15 protein-coding genes are annotated in these 20,454 nt (G+C 39.7%); 7 read left to right on the top strand and 8 right to left on the bottom strand.

All coding sequences use genetic code 11. From position 1 onward, the window contains the following. Positions 1-17 precede the first annotated feature (17 nt). Positions 18-1,358 (top strand): HTTM domain-containing protein, encoded by a 1,341-nt coding sequence (locus IEE83_RS22290; protein WP_194122695.1) that lies wholly within the window; start codon positions 18-20, stop codon positions 1,356-1,358. Next, on the top strand, positions 1,334-3,820 hold the full coding sequence (locus IEE83_RS22285) for a TonB-dependent receptor (protein WP_194122694.1): 2,487 nt from the start codon (positions 1,334-1,336) through the stop codon (positions 3,818-3,820). Before IEE83_RS22290 ends, IEE83_RS22285 begins: the two co-directional genes overlap by 25 nt. Before the next feature lie 57 nt (positions 3,821-3,877). Here the strand turns inward: IEE83_RS22285 and IEE83_RS22280 are convergent, their stop codons facing one another. The 4 genes from IEE83_RS22280 to IEE83_RS22265 form a co-directional block, all read right to left on the bottom strand. Further along, a complete protein-coding gene (locus IEE83_RS22280) occupies positions 3,878-5,071 on the bottom strand; it encodes an acyltransferase family protein (protein ID WP_228101933.1) in 1,194 nt (397 codons plus the stop codon). A 169-nt stretch (positions 5,072-5,240) separates the two neighbouring features. Then, a complete protein-coding gene (locus IEE83_RS22275; protein WP_194122693.1) occupies positions 5,241-6,959 on the bottom strand; it encodes a GMC family oxidoreductase in 1,719 nt (572 codons plus the stop codon). Between the two features lie 78 nt (positions 6,960-7,037). Further along, positions 7,038-7,640 (bottom strand): gluconate 2-dehydrogenase subunit 3 family protein, encoded by a 603-nt coding sequence (locus IEE83_RS22270; protein WP_194122692.1) that lies wholly within the window; start codon positions 7,638-7,640, stop codon positions 7,038-7,040. A 249-nt stretch (positions 7,641-7,889) separates the two neighbouring features. Next, positions 7,890-8,912, bottom strand: a complete 1,023-nt coding sequence (locus IEE83_RS22265) for an acyl transferase (protein ID WP_194122691.1) — start codon at positions 8,910-8,912, stop codon at positions 7,890-7,892. A gap of 179 nt (positions 8,913-9,091) precedes the next feature. Between IEE83_RS22265 and IEE83_RS22260 the strand changes: the two genes are divergently transcribed. Together IEE83_RS22260 and IEE83_RS22255 are read left to right on the top strand one after the other, a co-directional pair. Continuing rightward, positions 9,092-9,604 (top strand): hypothetical protein, encoded by a 513-nt coding sequence (locus tag IEE83_RS22260; RefSeq protein WP_194122690.1) that lies wholly within the window; start codon positions 9,092-9,094, stop codon positions 9,602-9,604. A gap of 114 nt (positions 9,605-9,718) precedes the next feature. Then, the gene (locus tag IEE83_RS22255) at positions 9,719-10,243 is read left to right on the top strand and encodes a hypothetical protein (RefSeq protein ID WP_194122689.1); all 525 of its coding nucleotides are present in this window, start codon (positions 9,719-9,721) and stop codon (positions 10,241-10,243) included. A gap of 61 nt (positions 10,244-10,304) precedes the next feature. On the opposite strand, the gene IEE83_RS22250 is transcribed toward IEE83_RS22255, so the two are convergent. Then, positions 10,305-10,793, bottom strand: coding sequence for an energy transducer TonB (locus tag IEE83_RS22250; protein WP_194122688.1), 489 nt, complete (start codon positions 10,791-10,793; stop codon positions 10,305-10,307). A gap of 472 nt (positions 10,794-11,265) precedes the next feature. Between IEE83_RS22250 and IEE83_RS22245 the strand changes: the two genes are divergently transcribed. Continuing rightward, on the top strand, positions 11,266-13,857 hold the full coding sequence (locus IEE83_RS22245) for a BamA/TamA family outer membrane protein (RefSeq protein ID WP_194122687.1): 2,592 nt from the start codon (positions 11,266-11,268) through the stop codon (positions 13,855-13,857). A gap of 6 nt (positions 13,858-13,863) precedes the next feature. Here IEE83_RS22245 and IEE83_RS22240 read toward each other — a convergent pair whose 3' ends face one another. Then, entirely contained in the window at positions 13,864-15,174 is a 1,311-nt protein-coding gene (locus tag IEE83_RS22240; RefSeq protein ID WP_194122686.1) for a sensor histidine kinase, read from the bottom strand. 278 nt (positions 15,175-15,452) lie between these two features. Here IEE83_RS22240 and hemA point away from each other — a divergent pair, with 278 nt between their 5' ends. Next, the gene (gene hemA / locus IEE83_RS22235) at positions 15,453-16,712 is read left to right on the top strand and encodes a glutamyl-tRNA reductase (protein WP_194122685.1); all 1,260 of its coding nucleotides are present in this window, start codon (positions 15,453-15,455) and stop codon (positions 16,710-16,712) included. 157 nt (positions 16,713-16,869) lie between these two features. Here the strand turns inward: hemA and IEE83_RS22230 are convergent, their stop codons facing one another. Both IEE83_RS22230 and IEE83_RS22225 read right to left on the bottom strand, forming a co-directional pair. Further along, positions 16,870-17,667, bottom strand: coding sequence for a ferritin-like domain-containing protein (locus IEE83_RS22230; protein WP_194122684.1), 798 nt, complete (start codon positions 17,665-17,667; stop codon positions 16,870-16,872). A 27-nt stretch (positions 17,668-17,694) separates the two neighbouring features. Further along, a complete protein-coding gene (locus tag IEE83_RS22225) occupies positions 17,695-18,408 on the bottom strand; it encodes a ferritin-like domain-containing protein (RefSeq protein ID WP_194122683.1) in 714 nt (237 codons plus the stop codon). A 479-nt stretch (positions 18,409-18,887) separates the two neighbouring features. Between IEE83_RS22225 and IEE83_RS22220 the strand changes: the two genes are divergently transcribed. Then, the gene (locus IEE83_RS22220) at positions 18,888-20,438 is read left to right on the top strand and encodes a capsule assembly Wzi family protein (RefSeq protein ID WP_194122682.1); all 1,551 of its coding nucleotides are present in this window, start codon (positions 18,888-18,890) and stop codon (positions 20,436-20,438) included. Positions 20,439-20,454: the final 16 nt, after the last annotated feature.

Raw genomic sequence — 20,454 nt, 5'->3', positions numbered from 1 at the left:
TTAATTATTAAGGGTTAATGATTTCTGTTAACAAACTAATTCGAAAGGCGAAGGAATTTGCTGGGAGTGAGTCGCTCGCTTTCTTTCGGATTGTTTTTGGGCTATTGCTTTTTGTTTCGGAAGTCAGGTTTATCTGGAAGGGATGGATTACGGACTTTTATATTACGCCGCAGTTTTTCTTCCCTTTTTATGGATTTGAATGGGTGCGTCCGCTGCCGGATCCTTACATGCATTGGGTCTTTTATGCACTTGTTCTGCTTTCGCTGTTAATCACTTTTGGGCTGTTTTACAGGGTTTCGATCATTACCTTTTTTCTCGGTTTTACATATGTTGAACTGCTTGATAAAAGTGTTTATCTGAACCATTATTATCAGGTAAGTTTGTTGGCACTGCTTATGTGTTTTTTGCCAATGAACGGTTCTTTTTCGCTTGACAACTATTTTTTCAGATCCAGTCGTTTAGACAAAATTCCTTACTGGATGATCTGGGTTTTGCGTGTTCAGGTTGGGATTGTTTACTTTTTTGGTGGTATCGCCAAACTTCGCTACGACTGGCTTTTTGAGGCACAACCGTTGCGGATCTGGTTATCTGCCAATCAGAATTTTCCTCTCATTGGCTCTTTATTGATCGAAACCTGGGTTGCCTTTTTACTTAGCTGGTTTGCTATGTTTTTTGATCTGAGTGCACCATTTTTTCTTAGTTTCAAGAGGACAAGAATTTATATGTATGCCGTCATCGTGATCTTTCATTTACTGACGCATTTTTTGTTTTACATTGGTATGTTCCCATGGATGATGATTTTTACGGCACTCATTTTCTTCCCATCCAAAACACATCGGAAGATTTTGCATTTTTTATTTGGAAGATGGAGACGACTTTCGGCTGTAATTCCTTCTTCAAACAAAAGGTATTCATTAACCTTTGCTTTCTTGTTGCTGTTTTTTCTCTTTCAACTTTTTATGCCGTTTCGCAGCCGGTTGTATGGTGGAAATGTGCTTTGGCATGAACAGGGATTCCGGTTTTCCTGGAATATTATGCTGATGGAAAAAAATGCTTCACTGGAATATGAGGTTAAAGTCAAGGAAACGGGCAAACAATTTACAGTCAGACCAAACAAATATTTAACCAGAATCCAGGCCCGGCAATGCAGTTTTCAGCCTGATATGATTTTGCAGTTTGCACATATGCTTCATCAATACTATCTGGATTCGGGTGTTGGAGATACAGAAATTAGAGCGATATGTTATGCATCAGTAAATGGCCATGGAAGTAATTTACTGATCAATCCTGACGTCGATTTAATCAAAGAGCGGGATAGCTTTGAGCCAAAAAAATGGATCACAGACTGGAAGCCATAATCACAAATTCATTCAAATTGATTTTATATTTTATCAATAGAAAAGTGTTAAGAAAATTATTCGTTTTGTTAATTATTACCGTCATTTCTGCTGTGGATTTTACACTTTCAGCTCAGCGTATTACGGTTTCAGGAAAGGTTTCCGGCTCAGAAGGAACAGCCATACCTAATGCGCAGATACAAATTAAAAGTTTGAAAACAGGTGTGGTAGCAGATTCCTCAGGTTTTTATACTTTGTCAGTCAAACCCGGAAAATATTCTTTTGAGGTATCAGCTGTCGGCTTTGAATCTCAAACGGAAACTGCAAAAGTTTCGAAAGAACTGACACTGAATTTTATATTGAAATCCTTAATCCGCCAGCTTAATGCGGTTGATGTAAAAGATAAAAAAAATGATGTCAATGGTTTGAGACGACTTGCGGATGTCGAAAATATGGCAATTTATGCCGGCAAAAAAAATGAAGTGATCGTTCTGGATGGTGTTAATGCCAATTTGGCGACTAACAATGCACGCCAGATATATGCCAAAGTTCCCGGTGTAAATATTGTCGAAAACGATTCTTATGGTATTCAGCTTGGCGTTGCCACACGTGGTTTGAACCCGAACCGGACAACTGAATTTAATTCTCGTCAAAACGGCTATGATATTTCTGCTGACCCCATTGGTTACCCTGAAAGTTACTACACGCCGCCAACGGAAGCAATTAGCCGGATTGAGATTGTACGGGGCGCTGCATCTTTGCAGTATGGAACCCAGTTTGGTGGATTGCTGAATTTTCAGTTTAAAAAGGGAAATCCTGATAAAAAGTTTGAACTGGATACCCGGCAAACGGTGGGTACCTATGGACTTTTCAATTCTTTCAACGCTATCGGCGGTCAGGTTGGAAAATTAAATTATTACGGGTTTTATCAACATAAACAAGGCAACGGCTGGCGGGATAATACCAATTTCAATTTGAACACAGGTTATGCGGCAGTGAGTTGGGATCTTACGCCAAAGCTGAAAATTGGCGGAGAAATAACCATGATGGATTATCTGATGCAACAGCCGGGAGGGTTAACAGACGCTGAATTTGAAGAAAATCCAAGAACCAGTTATAGAAACGGAAACTGGTTTAAGGCTAAATGGAATATTCCCGCCGTGCATCTGGATTATCAGCTTGGCGAAAAAACAAAAATTAATCTGAGAACTTATGGTTTGGTTGCCCAACGCGGCTCCATCGGAAATATCATAAATCCATTACGTGACAAAACAGATACAACAGCTCGCCGTCAACTTTCTTACGATCATTACAACAACTGGGGTTCGGAATTCCGGTTTTTACATCGTTACAAAATAGCTGGAAAAGTTTCCTCATTTCTGGCCGGAGCGCGTTATTTTCAGGGAAATACACAGAAAAAACAAGGATCGGGTTTTGAAGGAAAAGATGCTAATTTCAATTTCCCGAATCCAGATAAGGTTGATGAATTTGATTATACTTTTCCCTCTCACAATGCCGCCTTTTTTGTTGAAAACGTAATTTGGCTGAACGAAAAATGGAGTGTTACGCCAGGTTTCCGGATGGAATATATCAATACGAATTCAAGAGGATACAGCGTTTCTGATGTTACCAATGAAATAGTGCAAGGCAGGGAAAAGAAAAACCGTTCGTTTCCTTTGTTCGGTATTGGTGTTAATCACGCGATCACGACGAAATCAGAAATCTATTTCAATATTTCACAAAATTATAGTCCGGTTAACTATTCTGATATTCAGGTTCGTACACCTAATTTTCAGGTTGATCCAAATCTGAAAGATGTGACCGGATTTAACGCGGATCTTGGGTTCAGAGGTCAATATAAAAACTGGCTTAATTTTGATTTAAGTGCTTATTATCTTGATTATAACAACCGGATCGGAATTATCAGAATTGCCAGCGATGATGGTTTGGAAGTAATCCGTTATCGTACCAATGTGGGCCGTTCCAGAAGCCGTGGTGTGGAAGCTTTTGGAGAAATTAATTTTTTCAGATTGCTTGGTAAACCGGAATCTACCGGAGATTTGTCGTTTTTTGCCAGCGTTGCCTATACTGACGCAGCTTACACAAAAGCCATTAATCCATTATTGAATACGCTTATTGTGGGTCGTCAGGTTGAATTTGCACCCAAATTGATCACAAGAGCAGGTATTACTTTCCGGAAAAACCGCTTTGGAACAACACTCCAAATGGCCTATACCAGCCAGCAATTTACGGATGCATACAATTCCTCACATACAGCGGATGGTTTGGTCGGAGAAATTCCGGCTTATAAACTTGTCGACTGGACAGCGAATTATCAATTGAAAAATGTCAATTTCAGTCTGAGCGTGAATAATGTTCTGAACGAAAAATACTTTACACGCAGAGCCTTAGGATTTCCCGGACCAGGTATTATTCCAAGTGACGGGAGAACTGCTTATTTAACCGTTGGGTTTAAAATTTAAAATCCGCCGGTTCGATTTATACGACCGGCGGATTACTGAAAACGGTGTTGAGTAAAATTAGATCTTGATAAATAGTTTCTTTTTGTACATCCAGTATAAAATCCAGAATTCCACAAGCAAAATAATACCGCCACTCACAAGCGTGCGGTAAGCCTCTCCAAATATCAAATCATAATTCTGGCTGATATTGATCCGGAAAGACTGGTCGATAAAATCATTAATGGTATGGGCGAAAATATAGGCTGCGATGGAGTTTGTACCGATCACGATCAAGGGCAAAAACCAGGACTTGTTTTCTTTTACATCGACAATAAAATAAAAACCGGCTAACAGAATAAAACACCATCCTCCGCTAAACAATGTCCATGCAGGCGTCCAGATACGTTTTACGATTGGATTGATTCCCGTAAGATTCAAAGTAATCCCAATCACAAAAAGTATTGCTGCGGTAATCACAAAACGTTTTACAAGCCAGGAGGAAGATTCCGCAGTTTTTAGCCATTTTCCGGCAATTAACCCCAAAGTCATTGTTCCCAAGGTTGGTATAAAACTAAGCGTGCTATATCCGCCGCCATTAAAATGAAAAGGACTTTCTCTTGGAAAAAGATTCATAAACCACCTGTCAAATGCCCAGGCGGCGTTTGTGTTCTTATTCCAGTGAGCCGCGAACCCTTGTAAATTATGTTCCCAATCGGCTGTTGTGCCTGTTTCAGCCCAATCGAAGTATGGACCAGGTAAGGGATAAACTGCGAAAAATATTCCGTATCCCAAAAGCAGAAACGCCAAAGCTGTCCATTGTACGCGTTCGGAACGGAAGCCCAAAGCGAATAAAAATGGATAACCCAGACCGATTTGTGTTAATGTATCTTCGAATGTAAAATTGGTCTGTTCCCGATGCATGGAGCGTAAAAAAATACCCAGCAAAATCAAAATCAGTGACCGCCTGAAAGTATGAAACCACATCATACCTGTTGTCTGCTGCCTGCTGGCTCTACTGGCCATGGAATAGGGAAGTGCTACGCCAACCAGAAACGAAAAGGATGGTTGAATCAAGTCGTGTAATGAACATCCTACCCAGGAAACATGGCTTTGCTGATAGTGAAGAAAAGCCCAAAAAGCACTTCCCGGGAGAGCCTCTGAAACTTTATTAAAACTTAAAACTTCGCCCATCATGAGCAGCATTACAAAGCCGCGGTACGCATCAACGGAAGAAACGCGCTGAGGAATGGCTGGTAAAGAAAAATCTTTCAATGTAAAGTGGGTTAGGATTTACAGAACGTGTTTGTTTTTTGGAATGAACTTACAATGTACTACATGTTTTTTATCAAAAAAGGCTATTGGCTACAAAAGCAAAAACCCCGCCGGATTTACCCGGAGAGGTTTTTGGTAATCAGTTCAATAAAAAACAGTTAGTGTTTTTTTAGATATTCATCTTTTTAAGCTCCTTCACCGCATGGTCGGCAGCACGTGCTGTCATAGCCATGTAAGTAAGCGACGGGTTAACACAAGATGAAGATGTCATAAACGCACCATCAGTCATGTAAACATTTTCTGCACCCCAAACCTGGTTGTTTTTGTTCAAAACAGAAGTTTTAGGATCGTTACCCATACGAGCAGTACCCATTTCGTGGATACCAATTCCTGGGTGTTTAGATTCGTCGTTGTATTTTGATACGTTTTTCAAACCAGCCGCTTCTAACATTTCGGCAGCATCGTTCATCATATCAACACGCATTTTCTTTTCATTGTCGCCATAAGCCGCATCGAAAACGACAACCGGAAGTCCCCATTTATCTTTTTCTGTTGTTGAAAGCGTAAAACGGTTTTTCTCATCGGGAAGCATTTCGCCGAATCCACCAAGATTCATGCTCCATCCGCCCGGTTGAGAAATTTCTTTTTTGAATTCAGCACCGAAACCATCGATGTTGGCTCCACGTCCCCAGCTGTCGCGACTAGCACCACCCTGGTACCCAAATCCTCTCAGATAATCACGTTTATCATCACCCCAGTTACGGTAACGAGGAACATAAATACCATTTGCACGACGTCCGAAATAATATTTATCCTCATATCCTTCCATATCACCACGGGCACCAACAGCAAGATGGTGATCCATAATGTTACGGCCAACCTGATCGCTTTCATTACCGAAACCGTTCGGGAATCTTTTCGATTTCGAGTTTAAAAGAATCGATGCAGAAGCAATAGCAGAAGCATTAAGGAAAATCACCTTGGCGAAATATTCCTTGGTTTCCTTCGTGTTCTGGTTGATTGTACGAACACCGGTTGCTTTGCCAAGCTTGTCGTCATAAATCACCTCTGTTACAATTGTATCAGGGATCAAAGTAAGATTTCCGGTTTTCCTTGCAGCCGGTAAAGTTGCGGCCTGTGTACTGAAATAGGCACCATATGGACAGCCACGCATACACATGTTACGGAACTGACAAGCAGCACGTCCCAATTCTGTATGAACTGCGTTTGGCTGGGTTAAATGTGCAGCACGTCCCATGATCACGTGACGGCCTGCAAATTTCTTTTCAATTTCTCCCTTTACTGTTTTTTCAACACAGTTCATTTGCATAGGAGGAAGATAGTTACCATCCGGCAACACATCCAATCCATCTTTTGCACCACTGATACCAGCGAATTTTTCTACGTAATCATACCACGGAGCGATATCGTTATAACGAATCGGCCAGTCGATAGAAATACCATCTTTTGCATTCGCCTCAAAATCTTTTGGATTCAGACGATAGCTCTGGCGTCCCCACAAAAGTGAGCGGCCACCAACGTGGTATGCCCGGATCCAGTCAAATCCTCTTGTTTCTTTATAAGGATTTTCCTTATCGTTTTCAAAAAGATATCTGTGCTCTTCATTGGCAGTATAACCTGTACGCATTCCAGCCCAGTATTCTTCCTTCGCAACGGTTGTTACACGGCCGCGGTGTTCAAGTTCCCAGGGAGCCAGTGTGGCAGTTTTGTAATCTTCAATATGTTTGATATCACGCCCGCGTTCGAGCATAACCACTTTCAGTCCTTTTTCAGTTAACTCTTTAGCAGCCCATCCTCCGCTTATACCAGAACCAACGACGATTGCATCGTACGTTACTTCCTTTTGACCTTTCAGGTTTAAATTCATAGTGAAATGATATTATAACTTAATGATAACCAGTTCTTTTGAGCTTCAATTATTTAAAACTCATCCTTAAATTAAAAACTACATTGCCCAGGCTTTCTGTCCGGGTTTCAAGTCAATACAGCCATCGTAACGGCCCGGTACTGCAACGTATTCCAATGCCTGCGTAGCGCCTGGCTCAGAAGTGAAATATCCCAAAAGTGTAAGTTCTTTGATCAATTTGAAGAAAGGAACACCCTGATCATCAGTATATTCTTTACCTGCTTCTGTGAATTTCTTACGTTCCTCAGTCGCTTTTTCTGAATCTGTTTTAGCAGAAGCTTCCAGTTCTTTCAAAATCTTTGTCTGATCTGCCGGTGAAGCTTTCAGGAAATCTTTCTTTTCAAGTTCTTTCAAACCTTTTGCAAAACTGTCCTGATCCTTGCCTGCATAACATTCTTTGATCATCTTCTCGATGAACTCGCCAACTTTGGCATCCTTCGCACCAGGTGTATCAGTTTTAGGAATAATGATTTCAGCAACTTCGGAAACTAAATTTTTTTGATCCGCCGAGAAAGGAAAAGTCAGCGCAGTCGACGTTTCCGTCGACGATTTGCAGCCCTCCAGAAAAGCCAGCATGGTCGGGGCGGAAAGCGTACCACCCATCAATAGTGCCACACGGGCAATTGCGTCACGTCTTTTCATTTTATATACTTAATAAGGTTAACAATCCAAAGTGTAATTATACATTCGATTAATGCAATTAAGAACAACCCGGCTAATTTATGAAATATTCTCTATTATTGTTTGGTTAGAACAATTCTATATAAGATGAATTGAATTTAACTAATTGATAATAAGCTAGATATGAAATTGGTCGGGAAAATTATTATGCGCGATTCTATTAAGAAAGAAGGTTCTGATCTGCTGATTTTTAACAGACCATTTAACGATTTACAAAACCAGTAAATTGCATCCTCTGATATCAGAATTATCAAAACGGCCCATGACATAAAATGTGCCAGCCTCTGCACCAAATCTTCCAAGATCCTGGGTTTCTATAAATGAACAGCTGTCAAGATTTGCCAGATCAATAATATTGATACCGCCGGTTTTGGATCCGGTCAAATTGTGGTCATAAATTGAAAAAGGATCGTTCACATCACGAAGAAGAATACGCATGGTAGTGCCTGGGTAAAATAACCCGTCGCCCTGAGAATAACTTTGAGAAAGCAATTCTGTCATTCCATATTCCGAATGAATTTTTGAAACTCCGAAACTTCCGGTCAGAATATCATGGACTTCCTCACGAAGTAATTCCTGCCGGCGACCTTTCATCCCACCGGTATCCATCACTTTCAGATTGGGAATATTTTTCAGAAAAGAAAAGTCAATATCACTTTCGGCCAGATCCAGAAGTGCAAAGGTTACACCCATCAATAAAATGCCTCGGCCGTCCGGATTTTTGGCCAGATTTTTCAGCTGTTCAATCATTTCTTCTGTGTTATGAAGATAAAAATTGGATAGCGGGGACTTGGCCTGATCAATAAAATGCTGCATCATATACACCAGAGACGAGTTGTTTCGTTCAAGGTATGATGGTAGCAGAACTAGCATATGGAAGTCGTCCAGATGCCCGTAATTTTGCTGAAAGATGCGCGTAGAGACGGATTGGTAGAGAGGAGCATCATACAAAGCATGACGGCTGGTGGCAGTACCGGTGGTTCCGCTACTTTCAAAAATTACGGTTGGTTCAGGCGGAATTCCGGATTTAATTAAATGATGTTTAAAGAATTGAATCGGAAGGAAAGGAATATCCGTAAGTCTGTTAACTTCATTCGTTTTGATATGCAGATGTGAAATATATTCCTTATAAACAGGATTGTTTACAGCCTGATATTGAAAAATAAGCAATGCAAGTGATTCGAAATCAGATGGGTCCAGATCAATAATTTGCCGGCGAAGTTCCTGACGCATTTCCAATGAAGATTTATTGCTTTGAAGTTTCAATCGTAGTACTTTCGTAAATAGAAAAACAAAGTTAGAAGTTACAAGCCAGAAGTTAACGGCTTGTTTTTGAAAATGCAGAGAATTGTTAAAAACATTATAATTACATAAACTCTGACCTATATCAACTGAAATTACAAACCTGATCTATGAAATTTAAAATCTTACTTTTTTTTATAACGGCAATTGCTCTTGCGAGCTGTGTCGATATTCCTGATTTTGACGATACACCAAAGATTTTTTATAATAGTATTGATACTGAAACCGAATTAGACAGTAATGGTAAGAAGGTACAGGAAAATATCACTGTGACAATTGATTTTGAGGATGGAGACGGAGATTTAGGTGCTTCTGATGCCGAAATTGCGGATTCTGTGAAATACAGAGATTGGGGGAATTATGAACTGGTTACTTCCACTTTGACGGATGGAAAATGGGTTGATCAAATACTTGCAATTGATCAGTTCAAATGGTTCCCGGATCTAAAACCTGATGGGAAGGCGGGTCCGATAAAAGGTAAGCTTGACTTGCATACATCAGCCAAGTATTTTAATAGTTCGGTACCAATTACCATAAGATATAAGGTCAGGATCCGTGATCGCGCATTGAGAGTTAGTAACCAGATTGTTACAGACAGTATCACGGTTCCCGGATTTAGATAAAACTTACAAAATATTAATTGAAAGAGACTGATATCTTATTTGATGTCGGTCTCTTTTTTTGTAACTTTTGGTTTAATTATTTGAACTAAATGCATATAAACCGGAAGCTTTAATATGAAAATCAAAGTTCTATTATTTTGTGGGTTCGCCATTACACTTCTCGGCTGCGATCCAACTCCCAATTTCAATACCGTTCCAAGCATTTCTTATAATGATATTAGCTCAGAAACAGAACTGGATTCGAATGGAAAGAAAATTAGGGAAAACGTAACCATTTCGATAGACTTCGAAGATGGTGACGGCAATCTTGGCGCGACAGAAAGTGAAATAAATGACTATGTTAATTTTCGCCCGCCTTATGGCAATTGGGGAAACTATGAACTGATCACTTCCAGACTGGAAAATAATAAATGGGTGGAGAGAATCATGGCCACGGATTCTATCAAATTTTTCCCGTTGTTAAAGGTGGATGGGAAAATTGGACCGATAAAAGGGAAACTGGATTTGCATACTACGGCTTATTACACGGCTAATACAAAACAGGTTTTATTCAAATTTAAGCTAAGGATCCGTGATCGTTCCCTGCATGTAAGTAATCAGGTTGTTACGGATAGTTTGTATTTGCCATACTATCAGTGAGGGTTTAAATTTGAACAATGTATTGGTTTTGCCTGTTGTGCATTTAACCCTACCAGTAAAATCATCTTCGGTTACCTGTGAACATTGGAATGTATGCTTCAATTCTTCTTTCTGTAAGAAGTATCATGTTAGGGTAAGCGTTTTTCAAGGCTTCATCAGTTAAAATGCTTGGTATCAATGTGTCTGACTTTATGTCTCCTTTTGTGTAAGCAAATACAAAACGAACCGGAAGAATGTACTCCCCAACATAAGAAGGTTTCAGGTGTGGAAGATGGCGGAGTGCTTGTTTAACTTGCTTGTCAAAACCATAATCTGGCTGACTGGGATTTAAAATTGCTATATTCTGTATGTGACCCAGTGAATCGATATTAAAATGAGCGTAAATAATTGATCGTGTGTAGACCTTTGCTTCAACTGCTTGCTGAGGATAGGTGATATATTTATGTAAAACAGCATTAAATGCAAGATCTTGATCAAGGCTATGAAGTGACTGCGCATGTAAAAATTGACCAACAAGACAGAGTCCTATTAAAGTATTGAACTTTATCATTTGAAGTAGATTTAAATTAAGAAAGATTAATAATTCTACGTTTTGCCTTCTGATAACTCAAAGTACAGTATTTTAATTAATCATTCAATGTTGTACGTTCTTTTTTTGAACTGTTAGGCCGTCGTGCGTCAATGTTCTTTGAATAGTGCGAAGTGTAGCAAAATACGGTTTGAAAGGGTATTTGTGAATTAGAAGCTATTCTGCTGTTTTAATTTATATTGTTACAACGGTAGATGATTAGAGGGGCTGACCAAAAAGTCGGTCACATACTTTATTCCATTCGGACCAATTGGAGAAATTTTTGTCCGGACGGTTTTCAGGCAACGAAATTTACTATTTGGTCAGCCCCAACATTAAGCTTACTGCTGGTAAGATTTTTTGCAAAACTCCCTCAGACAACATTTTTCCAACCCCAAACCGCTTAAAACGATAAACTCCCGTATATTTAGGAGCTTTATCGGTCGCAATGTTTATGCAGGGAAATTCTACCAAAATTTACAATTCATTAATCTCATTTTTTCTGACAGTTTTATTTGTCGGTACTTCCTATGCGCAAAAATCTGCATCGGGTGATAGCATAAAAATCGCCATTGCACCGGAGTATAATGCTGTTGGTAAATCACACCGTTTTTTTCTGGGAGAAAATTACAGGAAACTCTGGGCTATGCCTGTTCCTATGCGGATACTTGATTTTTCCAAAGAACACGGTGGTCTGACGATTTTGAAACTGGGTGGAGGAATGCAAACACGTTCGCTGCGTCTGAAAGATTCTTCCGGTAAAGAATGGGTTTTGAGAACCATACAAAAATATCCGGAACGCGGACTGGCGGAAAATCTTAAACCTACTATTGCAAGAGATATTGTCCAGGATCAGGTTTCTACCGGTCATCCTTTTGGTGCTTTGGTCGCGCCTTCGCTGGCCGAAGCGTTGGGGTTACTTCATTCCAATCCTGAAATAGTATATGTTGGCAACGATCCGGGTTTGGGAGAATACCAGAAAGATTTTGCCAATGCGGCCTATTTATTTGAGGAAAGAAATCCTTTTGAAACAGAAAAAACGGATGCAACGGATAAAGCGCAGCGGAAGGTTCAGAATGATAATGATACCAATTTTGATGAAAAACTCACACTTCGAGCACGTTTGCTGGACATGGTCATCGGCGACTGGGACCGTCACGAAGATAACTGGCGCTGGCTCCCGGAGAAATCAAAAGGAGAAACCATTTACAGACCTATTCCAAGAGACAGAGATAAAGTTTTTTATAAAACCTCCGGACTCTTGCCCTGGTTTTTATCTCATCAATGGCTGAAATCCAACCTTCAGCCTTACAGTGAAAATATCAGGGATGTAAAAGGGTACAATTTCAATGCGCGGTACCTGGATCGTTATTTTTTGAATCAGCTGGATGAGGGTGACTGGAAAGAAGAAATAAAATATATTCAGGATAGGCTGACTTCTGAGCTTATCGACAGCACAATGAAGTTTTTACCAGATAGTGTTTATGCCGATCCAAGTACCGCAGAACTTACCAGATCTTTGAAAGGCCGGGTGAAAAATCTGCCGGTTTATGCTCTGGAATATTTTCGCTTTTTGGCTGGTATCGTAGAAATTCCGGCGTCAGATAAAAAGGAATTTTTTGATATTCGTCATACCAAAAAAGGTGATATTGATCTGACTATTTTCAATATCAGAAAAGACGGATCAAACGGAAGGAAAATTTATCACCGAAAATTTGATCATCACATTACGAAAGAAATCAGGCTTTACGGTTTTGGCGGGGAAGATGTTTTTTCTATAAATGGTACTACGAAATCTTCCATCAAAGTGAGAATGGTGGGTGGAGATGATGTTGATAAATTTGAGGTTGACGAAAACCTGAAAAATAAACATAAGCTTTATGTTTATGACAGGTCCGATCAGGAAAATATACTACCTGCTCCTTCACTTGCAAGGTTAAGGTTAGCAACCGATACCGCTGTCAATCAATACAACAAGAGAAGTTTTCTTTTCGATAGATTGGGGCCTCTTTTTCGTATCAATTACAATATTGACCAGGGAATTCAGATAGGTGCGGGCCTGGTTTTTGAAAAACAGGGATTCAGAAAAGTACCTTATGCTTTCAAAAATGAATTCTGGGCCAATTATTCTACCGGACGAAAATCTTTTATTCTGGATTATGTTGGAGATTTTAAGAAAGTGTTCGGGTTGAATGATATGGAAATTGACGCGCATTTATTAGGCCCGAATAATTTAAGTAACTTTTTTGGTATTGGTAATAATACCCGTTTTATCAATAAAGGAAACCGGAAAATGCCATACTATCGAAATCGATATGATTACCTGACGGCGGATTTTAAACTGAAAAGAAAAATCAGAGACAACCTGACCTTATTTGGAGGAGTTTCTACGGAATATTATACAAGTAAGCAGACCAATAATTTAACCCGTTTCCTGTTCGATTTTAATGAGGCAAATCCTCAGTACCAGGTTTTTCAAGATCGCGTTTATGCCGGTTTGATAGCGGGTTGGACTTATGATTCCCGGGACAATATTTCCATGCCTTCAAAGGGACTTTACTGGAATACAACTTTTTCAGCGAAGGAAAAGCTAAACGGTTTTTCTCAATCCTATGGCAAGCTGGCTACCGAGATCAGATATTATTTAAGTAGTAAAAATTCAAATTTCGTCATGGCAAATCGTCTTGGCGGCGGAACAACTGTGGGAGATCCAACTTTTTTCCAAAAAATGCAGTTGGGTGGTGTGCGCAGTCTTCGTGGATATCATACCAATCGGTTTACCGGAAAAACGATGATGTACCATAACCTTGATTTACGGATGGATATTCTGCATTTCACTTCTTACATCGTTCCGGGAACACTGGGTATTATTGGATTTAATGATGTGGGAAGAGTTTGGGAGCCCGACCAATCTTCAAAAAAATGGCACGATGGATACGGTGGCGGATTATATGTTGTTCCTGCCGAACTGGTTCTTATTCAATTTGTAATGGGTTTTTCCAAAGAAGGATCGCTTCCTTATATTTCAATCGGATTCAGTTTTTAGGTTGATTCAGGATTCAATATCCTGATCCTGCTCCACGACTTCTTCCATAACTTTGGCGGGGATTAAAATTCTAAAAGTGGTTCCTTTGCCAACTTCTGAGCTTTTTACGAATAATTTCCCCCCATGATAATCTTCAATGATACGCTTGGCCAGTGTTAAACCTAACCCCCAGCCACGTTTTTTTGTACTGAAACCAGGATTGAAAATTTTGTTGGCGTTCGCTTTGGTCATTCCTTTACCGGTATCGGTAATATCAATAAGTATTTCTTTGCTTGACGGCGGAGCTTGCAGCGTAACGTGGATTTCTCCGATACCGGCCATTGCATCCACAGCGTTTTTACAAATATTTTCAACAACCCATTCAAAAAGGTTTTTATTCAATAGTGCAGTTTGTCCTTCCGCGAGCTGATCATGGATATAAAAATGAACTTTTGAAGAAACACGTTTTTGAAGATAAGTAATAAAACTGGTTACGATGAAGGAAACCGATTCCTGTTTTAAAGTAGGAACAGAACCTATGTTGGAAAAGCGGGTCGTAATCATTTCCAGACGCACCACATCTTTTTCAATTTCGTCTGCAATGGAAGAATCAATGTTAGGATCACTGCGAAAATATTCTACCCATGCCATGAGTGAAGATAATGGTGTACCCAACTGATGCGCAGTTTCCTTAGCCAAACCAACCCAGACACGATTTTGCTCCGCTTTCCTGGCTGCACTAAATGCCAGATAAGCCAGATAGCCAATCAGCAGCATAACCGAAAGCTGGATAAAAGGATAGTACCGAAGCTGTGTTAACAAAAAAGAGTTACTATAATAAATGTAGCCAACTTTTCCTTCGCCAATCTGGACGGGAACCGGCGGGTGCTCTTTTTTCATTTTAGCCAAATGGGCTTCCACAATTCGTTCTTTTTCCCGAAGCGAGGCATTTTTTGAAAAAGGAATATTCTTGAAAACACTGGGGAAATTATTTTCGTCTACATAAATCGCAGGGATCTGATAAAAGTTGAGTGCATCCTGAATGAAACCCATCACCACATTGAAATTTTCATCATCCGGGCTGTTGATTATATACCGCAGACCTTCACCAAACAACCTCACCTCACGTTCTTCGCGCTCTTCAAGTTTGTCGACCAGATCATTGGTATAAACAAGAGAAGCAATACTCAAAAAGAGTAAAACTACCCCAATTGCATATTTCAGGTTGCCTTTTTTCTCATAAGTTTCAACCAGAGAACGACGGAGTCTCTCGCTGTTTAAGAGCGCAGCCGGGTGTAATCGGAAACGTGGTTTGTTTTTAGGTGTTTCTGCAATCATTTATATTCAGACACTTAGACAAATTTACCTGTTGAAATATTAAGGCTTACAAATAACGTAAAATAATTGTGCTTAGTGGATTTTCCTGTCAATTTCCTTTGTTATCAGGTCAGGAATAAAGATGACGAATGTCATTTACCTGCCTCGGATTATAGCAGAAATTTACAATATAAACCGAAGTTTTATTTATATGTTTTCTAAATAAACAAGTGCTTTTTGGTTAGCGTTCCTATTGTAAATTTTGTGCTGTATTTTTGTAAATCGAATTAGACCTAGTGATGTATAATCATTTCAAATCAATAAGTTTATCACATCGGAATGCCCCACTTTCCATCAGAGAGCAGCTTTCGCTTTCGGAGGAAGGAGCAAAGGGAATAATGCTTCGTTTGAAGGATTTCTTTGAAGTTTCCGATGTTCTTGTCGTTTCTACCTGCAATCGTACAGAAATATATTATTCTTCGGCCGAGGATCTGAATGAGGAGATTATCAAGCTTCTTTTAATAGAGAAAGGGATTTCTGATGTACAGCCTTTTCTGGATTATTTTGATCGTTTTTCAGAGGGAGAAACAGCTGTACAGCATCTGTTTGAGGTTGCTACCGGCCTTCATTCACAAGTGGTTGGGGATATGCAAATCCCTAATCAGATCAAACATGCATACCAATGGACTGCTGACTTAAACATGGCTGGTCCATTTTTACACAGACTTTTACACACGATCTTTTTTGCCAACAAACGTGTGGCTCAGGAAACATTTTTCCGTGACGGAGCTGCTTCGGTTTCTTATGCTGCGGTTGAATTACTGGATGGTTTGATGCCAAATCCTAAAATTCTGGTGGTTGGTCTTGGAGAAATCGGAACTGATGTTTGTCGTAATCTGGCGCAAAAAACAGGTGCAGATGTAACTTTGGTAAACCGTACTGCAAGCAAAGCAGAAGCTTTGGCTCAGGAACTTGGTTTTAAAGTTGCCGATTTTGAAAATATTGAACAAGAAATTGCAAAGGCTGATATCATTGTTTCCTCCATTGCGCTTGATGAACCATTCTTTACAAAAGAAATGATGGTTCGTTTGCGGGGTATGTCTTTCAAATATTTCATAGATCTTTCTGTCCCGCGCAGCGTATCTCCGGAAGTGGAAGAAATTCCTGGCGTAATGCTTTATTCGATTGATTCCATCCGTTCAAGAGCAGATGAAGCGCTTACACGCAGACTTGAATCTGTTCCGCGTGTGAGAGAAATTATCGGAGAAGCGGTTTATGAATTTAATGACTGGTCAAAAGAAATGATCGTTTCTCCGACTATTCAAAAACTTAAAGGTGCGCTTGAACAAATACGTAAGGAAGAATTAACGCGTTTTACCAAAAACCTAAGTGATTCTGAACTTGAAAAAGTAGAGCGTATCACAACTAGCATGATGCAGAAAATCCTTAAACTGCCGGTTTTGCAATTAAAAGCGGCTTGTAAACGAGGAGAGGCAGAAACGCTGATCGATGTTTTAAATGATCTTTTCAATCTGGAAAAGCAAAGCGAAACACATTAACACAGAATATTATTCACTATGGAGTTATAATAAGACCCCGATGACCGAAAGGAATTCGGGGTTGTTTTTTGATAGGCTATTCAAGAAAAGAACGGGCCGCTTTGTGCGGCCCGTTCTATGCATTACCTTACCCTCCACAATATTTTTAATTTGCTGATTACATCTTTTTGATGAATGGACCAGCAATTGCAAGAACCTGATCCATAGTCAAAGGCTCATCAAATGCCTCAGTGATGGCAGTAAATGAAACACCTGACAAACCGTCAACACCAGGAAGATTCAAAGTACCTTGAACAACGTTTCCTTCACCTGCGTAAACCGCAGCAGGAACGCCGGCATCATTTGAAATCCATCCTTTGATAGTTGCATCGCCAGAAATTTTTGCCAATATTTTTCTGGCAATCGCAGCGTGACGCGCTTCAACTGAATGTATTTGAAGTGCATACTCCAACAAAGGTTTAGACGTGATAAGGTTACCAGCCTGTCCTTTGTAAGCGCGAACTCCAGTATCTTCTAAAGCTTTTGAAACAGTAACAAAAGTTGGGAAATCTGTGAAAACTGTTGGGAAAACTGCTGGGAAATCAAAAGTTGGTTTAGCAACTGCATTAGTGCTAAGCGCAGCTACAAGAAAATCAACGTGTGCTTTTTCGTGTTTTCCTATCTGTGCGAACACAGGGGCGTAGGTACTAGGAATTAATCCGGAAGTACCGTTACCAATCATGTAAAATTCGTTTTCCAGATATTCAAGCGTAAGTGCATAGTTAAGCACTTCAGTAGCAGTTGGAGTTGCTCCAAAAGCTTTGTTCACAATCGTACCGAAAGCAACAGGAATAGCAGCTGCGGCCAGTTTACTACCAATACGGTTCATAAACATGCGACGTGATGCGTGCTCTAGACGACCAACAGCATCGCCGTCAAATTTTTGGAAACTATCTATTATATTAAAGATATTCATGTCTTCGTGATATTAAAATGTTGATGATTAAGATGGCAAATTTGAACCACTGATTTTGTCCATTACAAAAGGCTGAACGGCCGGAAGGATTACGCTTGGAGGAACCGCTGCGTCAAATCCACCAAATCCCATTATTGTGACAAGTACATCATCACCAGCAAACGAACCCGTATTTGGCATCAACAAATCACGAATGATAGAAGCGTGACGTGCTTCAACAGAAACAATTTTACCTGCCAGAAGTAAATAATCACCGCTTGTAATTAATTTTCCAGCACCGTTGTAAGCCTGAACTCCTGTATCTTCAAACAATTTGGCAGCACCTAAAACACTTGCACGATCGTTGAAATTAATTGAGGTAAAATTAGGTGTCAATCCTTTAATTGCAGATCCGCCCAAAGCAGCTTTGAAGAATTGTCTGTGAATAATTTCGTGATCACGAATATCAGTAAGAATCATTTTTTCCTCAGCGGTCATACCTGCATAAGGAGTAGCCATTACTTGTGTGTAGAATGCAGCTTCCAATTGTTCCAATGCATAAGCATAGTTAAGGATACCAACATCACCTGATCCAAGATCAACTGTTTGGTCACCTTGAATATCATGATCAGTACATGCACCTAGGATAAAAGCTCCAGTTGCAGCCGCAACACCGGCTGATCTTAGAAAGTAGCGTCTGTTTACCACCGATAGCATTTGCTTATCTTCGGAAACTGTGTTGTCTAATAAGGTTTTTTTCATAATGCAGTTTGTTTCTAAAACTCTCGTTTGTTGAAAAAAGGTTGAATTTAGCAGACTTACGACGGCCTGATTGAAATAGATTAAGCTGTGAAAAAAAATATTTGGTGAAGTGATTAATCGGTAGAATCCAGTTTTGTATTCCTACGCTATTTATCCCGGAAAAGAAGCGTTTTCATAGGATTATAGGTAGAAAAAAAATTATAAAGTTTTAAGAAAATATATTTTAATACTCAATAAAAATATTGTGAAATGGGATAAATTTATTTTTTAAGTATTGAAAGTGAGATTTTTGCATGAGGTCGGATATAATCTTGTTAAACTAATCTTAATATAATCGACAGGATTAATCTCTTACTTTTGACTAATTTGCTATCTGTATGTACATCCGGTTTTAAATTTCCTTCGTATGTATTAAACGTTAGTATAAAATCCAGCATAGATATATTATTACACCTTTACCTCCATCTGATATGGCGTGCATGTACGCTCAAAAAAGAGTAAGCCGGCGTATGTTCAGCACCTTGAACGCTTTGCTAATTGTTTGCGTCCAAAGAAAGTTTTTGTTATTCTTTTTACTAATCAGTTTATGTAGAAATGCCGAGGCGCAAATACAGCATTGGAGTCCTTCGGCGGAACTGGGAAGTTATATCGGAACAAGTTCAACAGCTCCGTTCTGGCTTAGATCCAACCAATTTGGCACAGTCCCTTTAACGATGCCTTCTTTAACAGGACGTGTTGGGCTTACTTATGAATCCCAGATTTATGCTGATACGATCAAAAAGTCAAAACATTCCAAAATCCGTTGGGGTGCGGGTGCCGAAACAGTTTTCAATCTTGGTCGAGGTAATGAGAAAGTTTTATTGCCGGAGGCATATCTTAAAGTAAGGTGGAAAAAGCTGGAATTCTGGGGGGGAAGGAGGAAGCAAATTCTGGGCATAGTGGATACAACTTTGAGTACCGGATCTTTTACATGGTCAGGAAATGCAATGCCTGTTCCGAAAATTCAGCTCGGTTTCCCGGATTACGTTCCCTTGAAATTTTTGAAAAACTATGTTTCCCTGAAAGGATTTTTTTCACACGGCTGGTTTAACGTGCCTTATATTCAGGATGCTTATCTTCACCAGAAAACCTTACATGGAAAATTTGGAAAACCTGGTGGCAAATTCAGCATGCAGATCGGGGTTGTTCATAGTGTTACCTGGGGAGGTCACGCGGATTATTTGAAAACCAGTCCGCTTGCTGTAAACGGACAGCTGACAGATAATTTTGGAGATTTTTTATGGGGCGTCGTTATTGGTAAAATTCCGAAAGCTTATCAAAATAGACGTTTCACCAATTTTGATGGAGAAAACAGGGTAGGAAATCATGTCGGTCAATATGATCTCGCTTTTGAATATCAGCTAAAAACGTCAAAATTACTTCTCTATCATAATCACCCTTTTGAAGACGGATCCGGATTGCAGCTGCAAAATATTCCGGACGGATTGTATGGTTTAAGCTGGAAAAGGGCTGCGAGTAACAAATCTTTTATACAAGTCAGAGGTGTATTGCTCGAATATCTTTTCAGTAAGGATCAGTCCGGTGCAGGATTTGACCTGACGAATTCACATTTTAAAGGAAATGACAATTATTTTGATCATGCACAATATAAAGAAGGCTGGTCGTATTTTGGCAAAGGTATGGGGACACCCTTTATTCAGCCAAACAGCGAAATAAAATCAAAATACTGGGGCGAATTTTTTCCTGATAACCGGGTAGTTGTTTATCACGTTGGACTGGAAGGAACGGCAGCAAGATCCATTCAATGGCGGACTAAATTATCTTACAGTTCAAATTTTGGAACAAATAACAGGCCGTTCAATCCCACGGCCAAGCAGTTTTCGTATTTATTGATGGTCGATGCGCCAATATTTAAATGGGGAAATACGAGGTTGGTAACCAAACTTGCTTTTGATCAGGGAGATTTATTGCCCTCCTCACTTGCAGGTTACGTAGGTTTCAGAGCCACAGCCTTTGGAAAATGGAAATAAGTTTCCTTTCAAAGTA

Origin of the sequence: Dyadobacter subterraneus (genome assembly GCF_015221875.1) — a bacterium.
Classification (GTDB): Bacteria; Bacteroidota; Bacteroidia; order Cytophagales; family Spirosomataceae; genus Dyadobacter; species Dyadobacter subterraneus.
The sequence above is the reverse complement of the archived record's forward strand: the minus strand, read 5'-3'. Positions and strand labels throughout refer to the sequence as shown.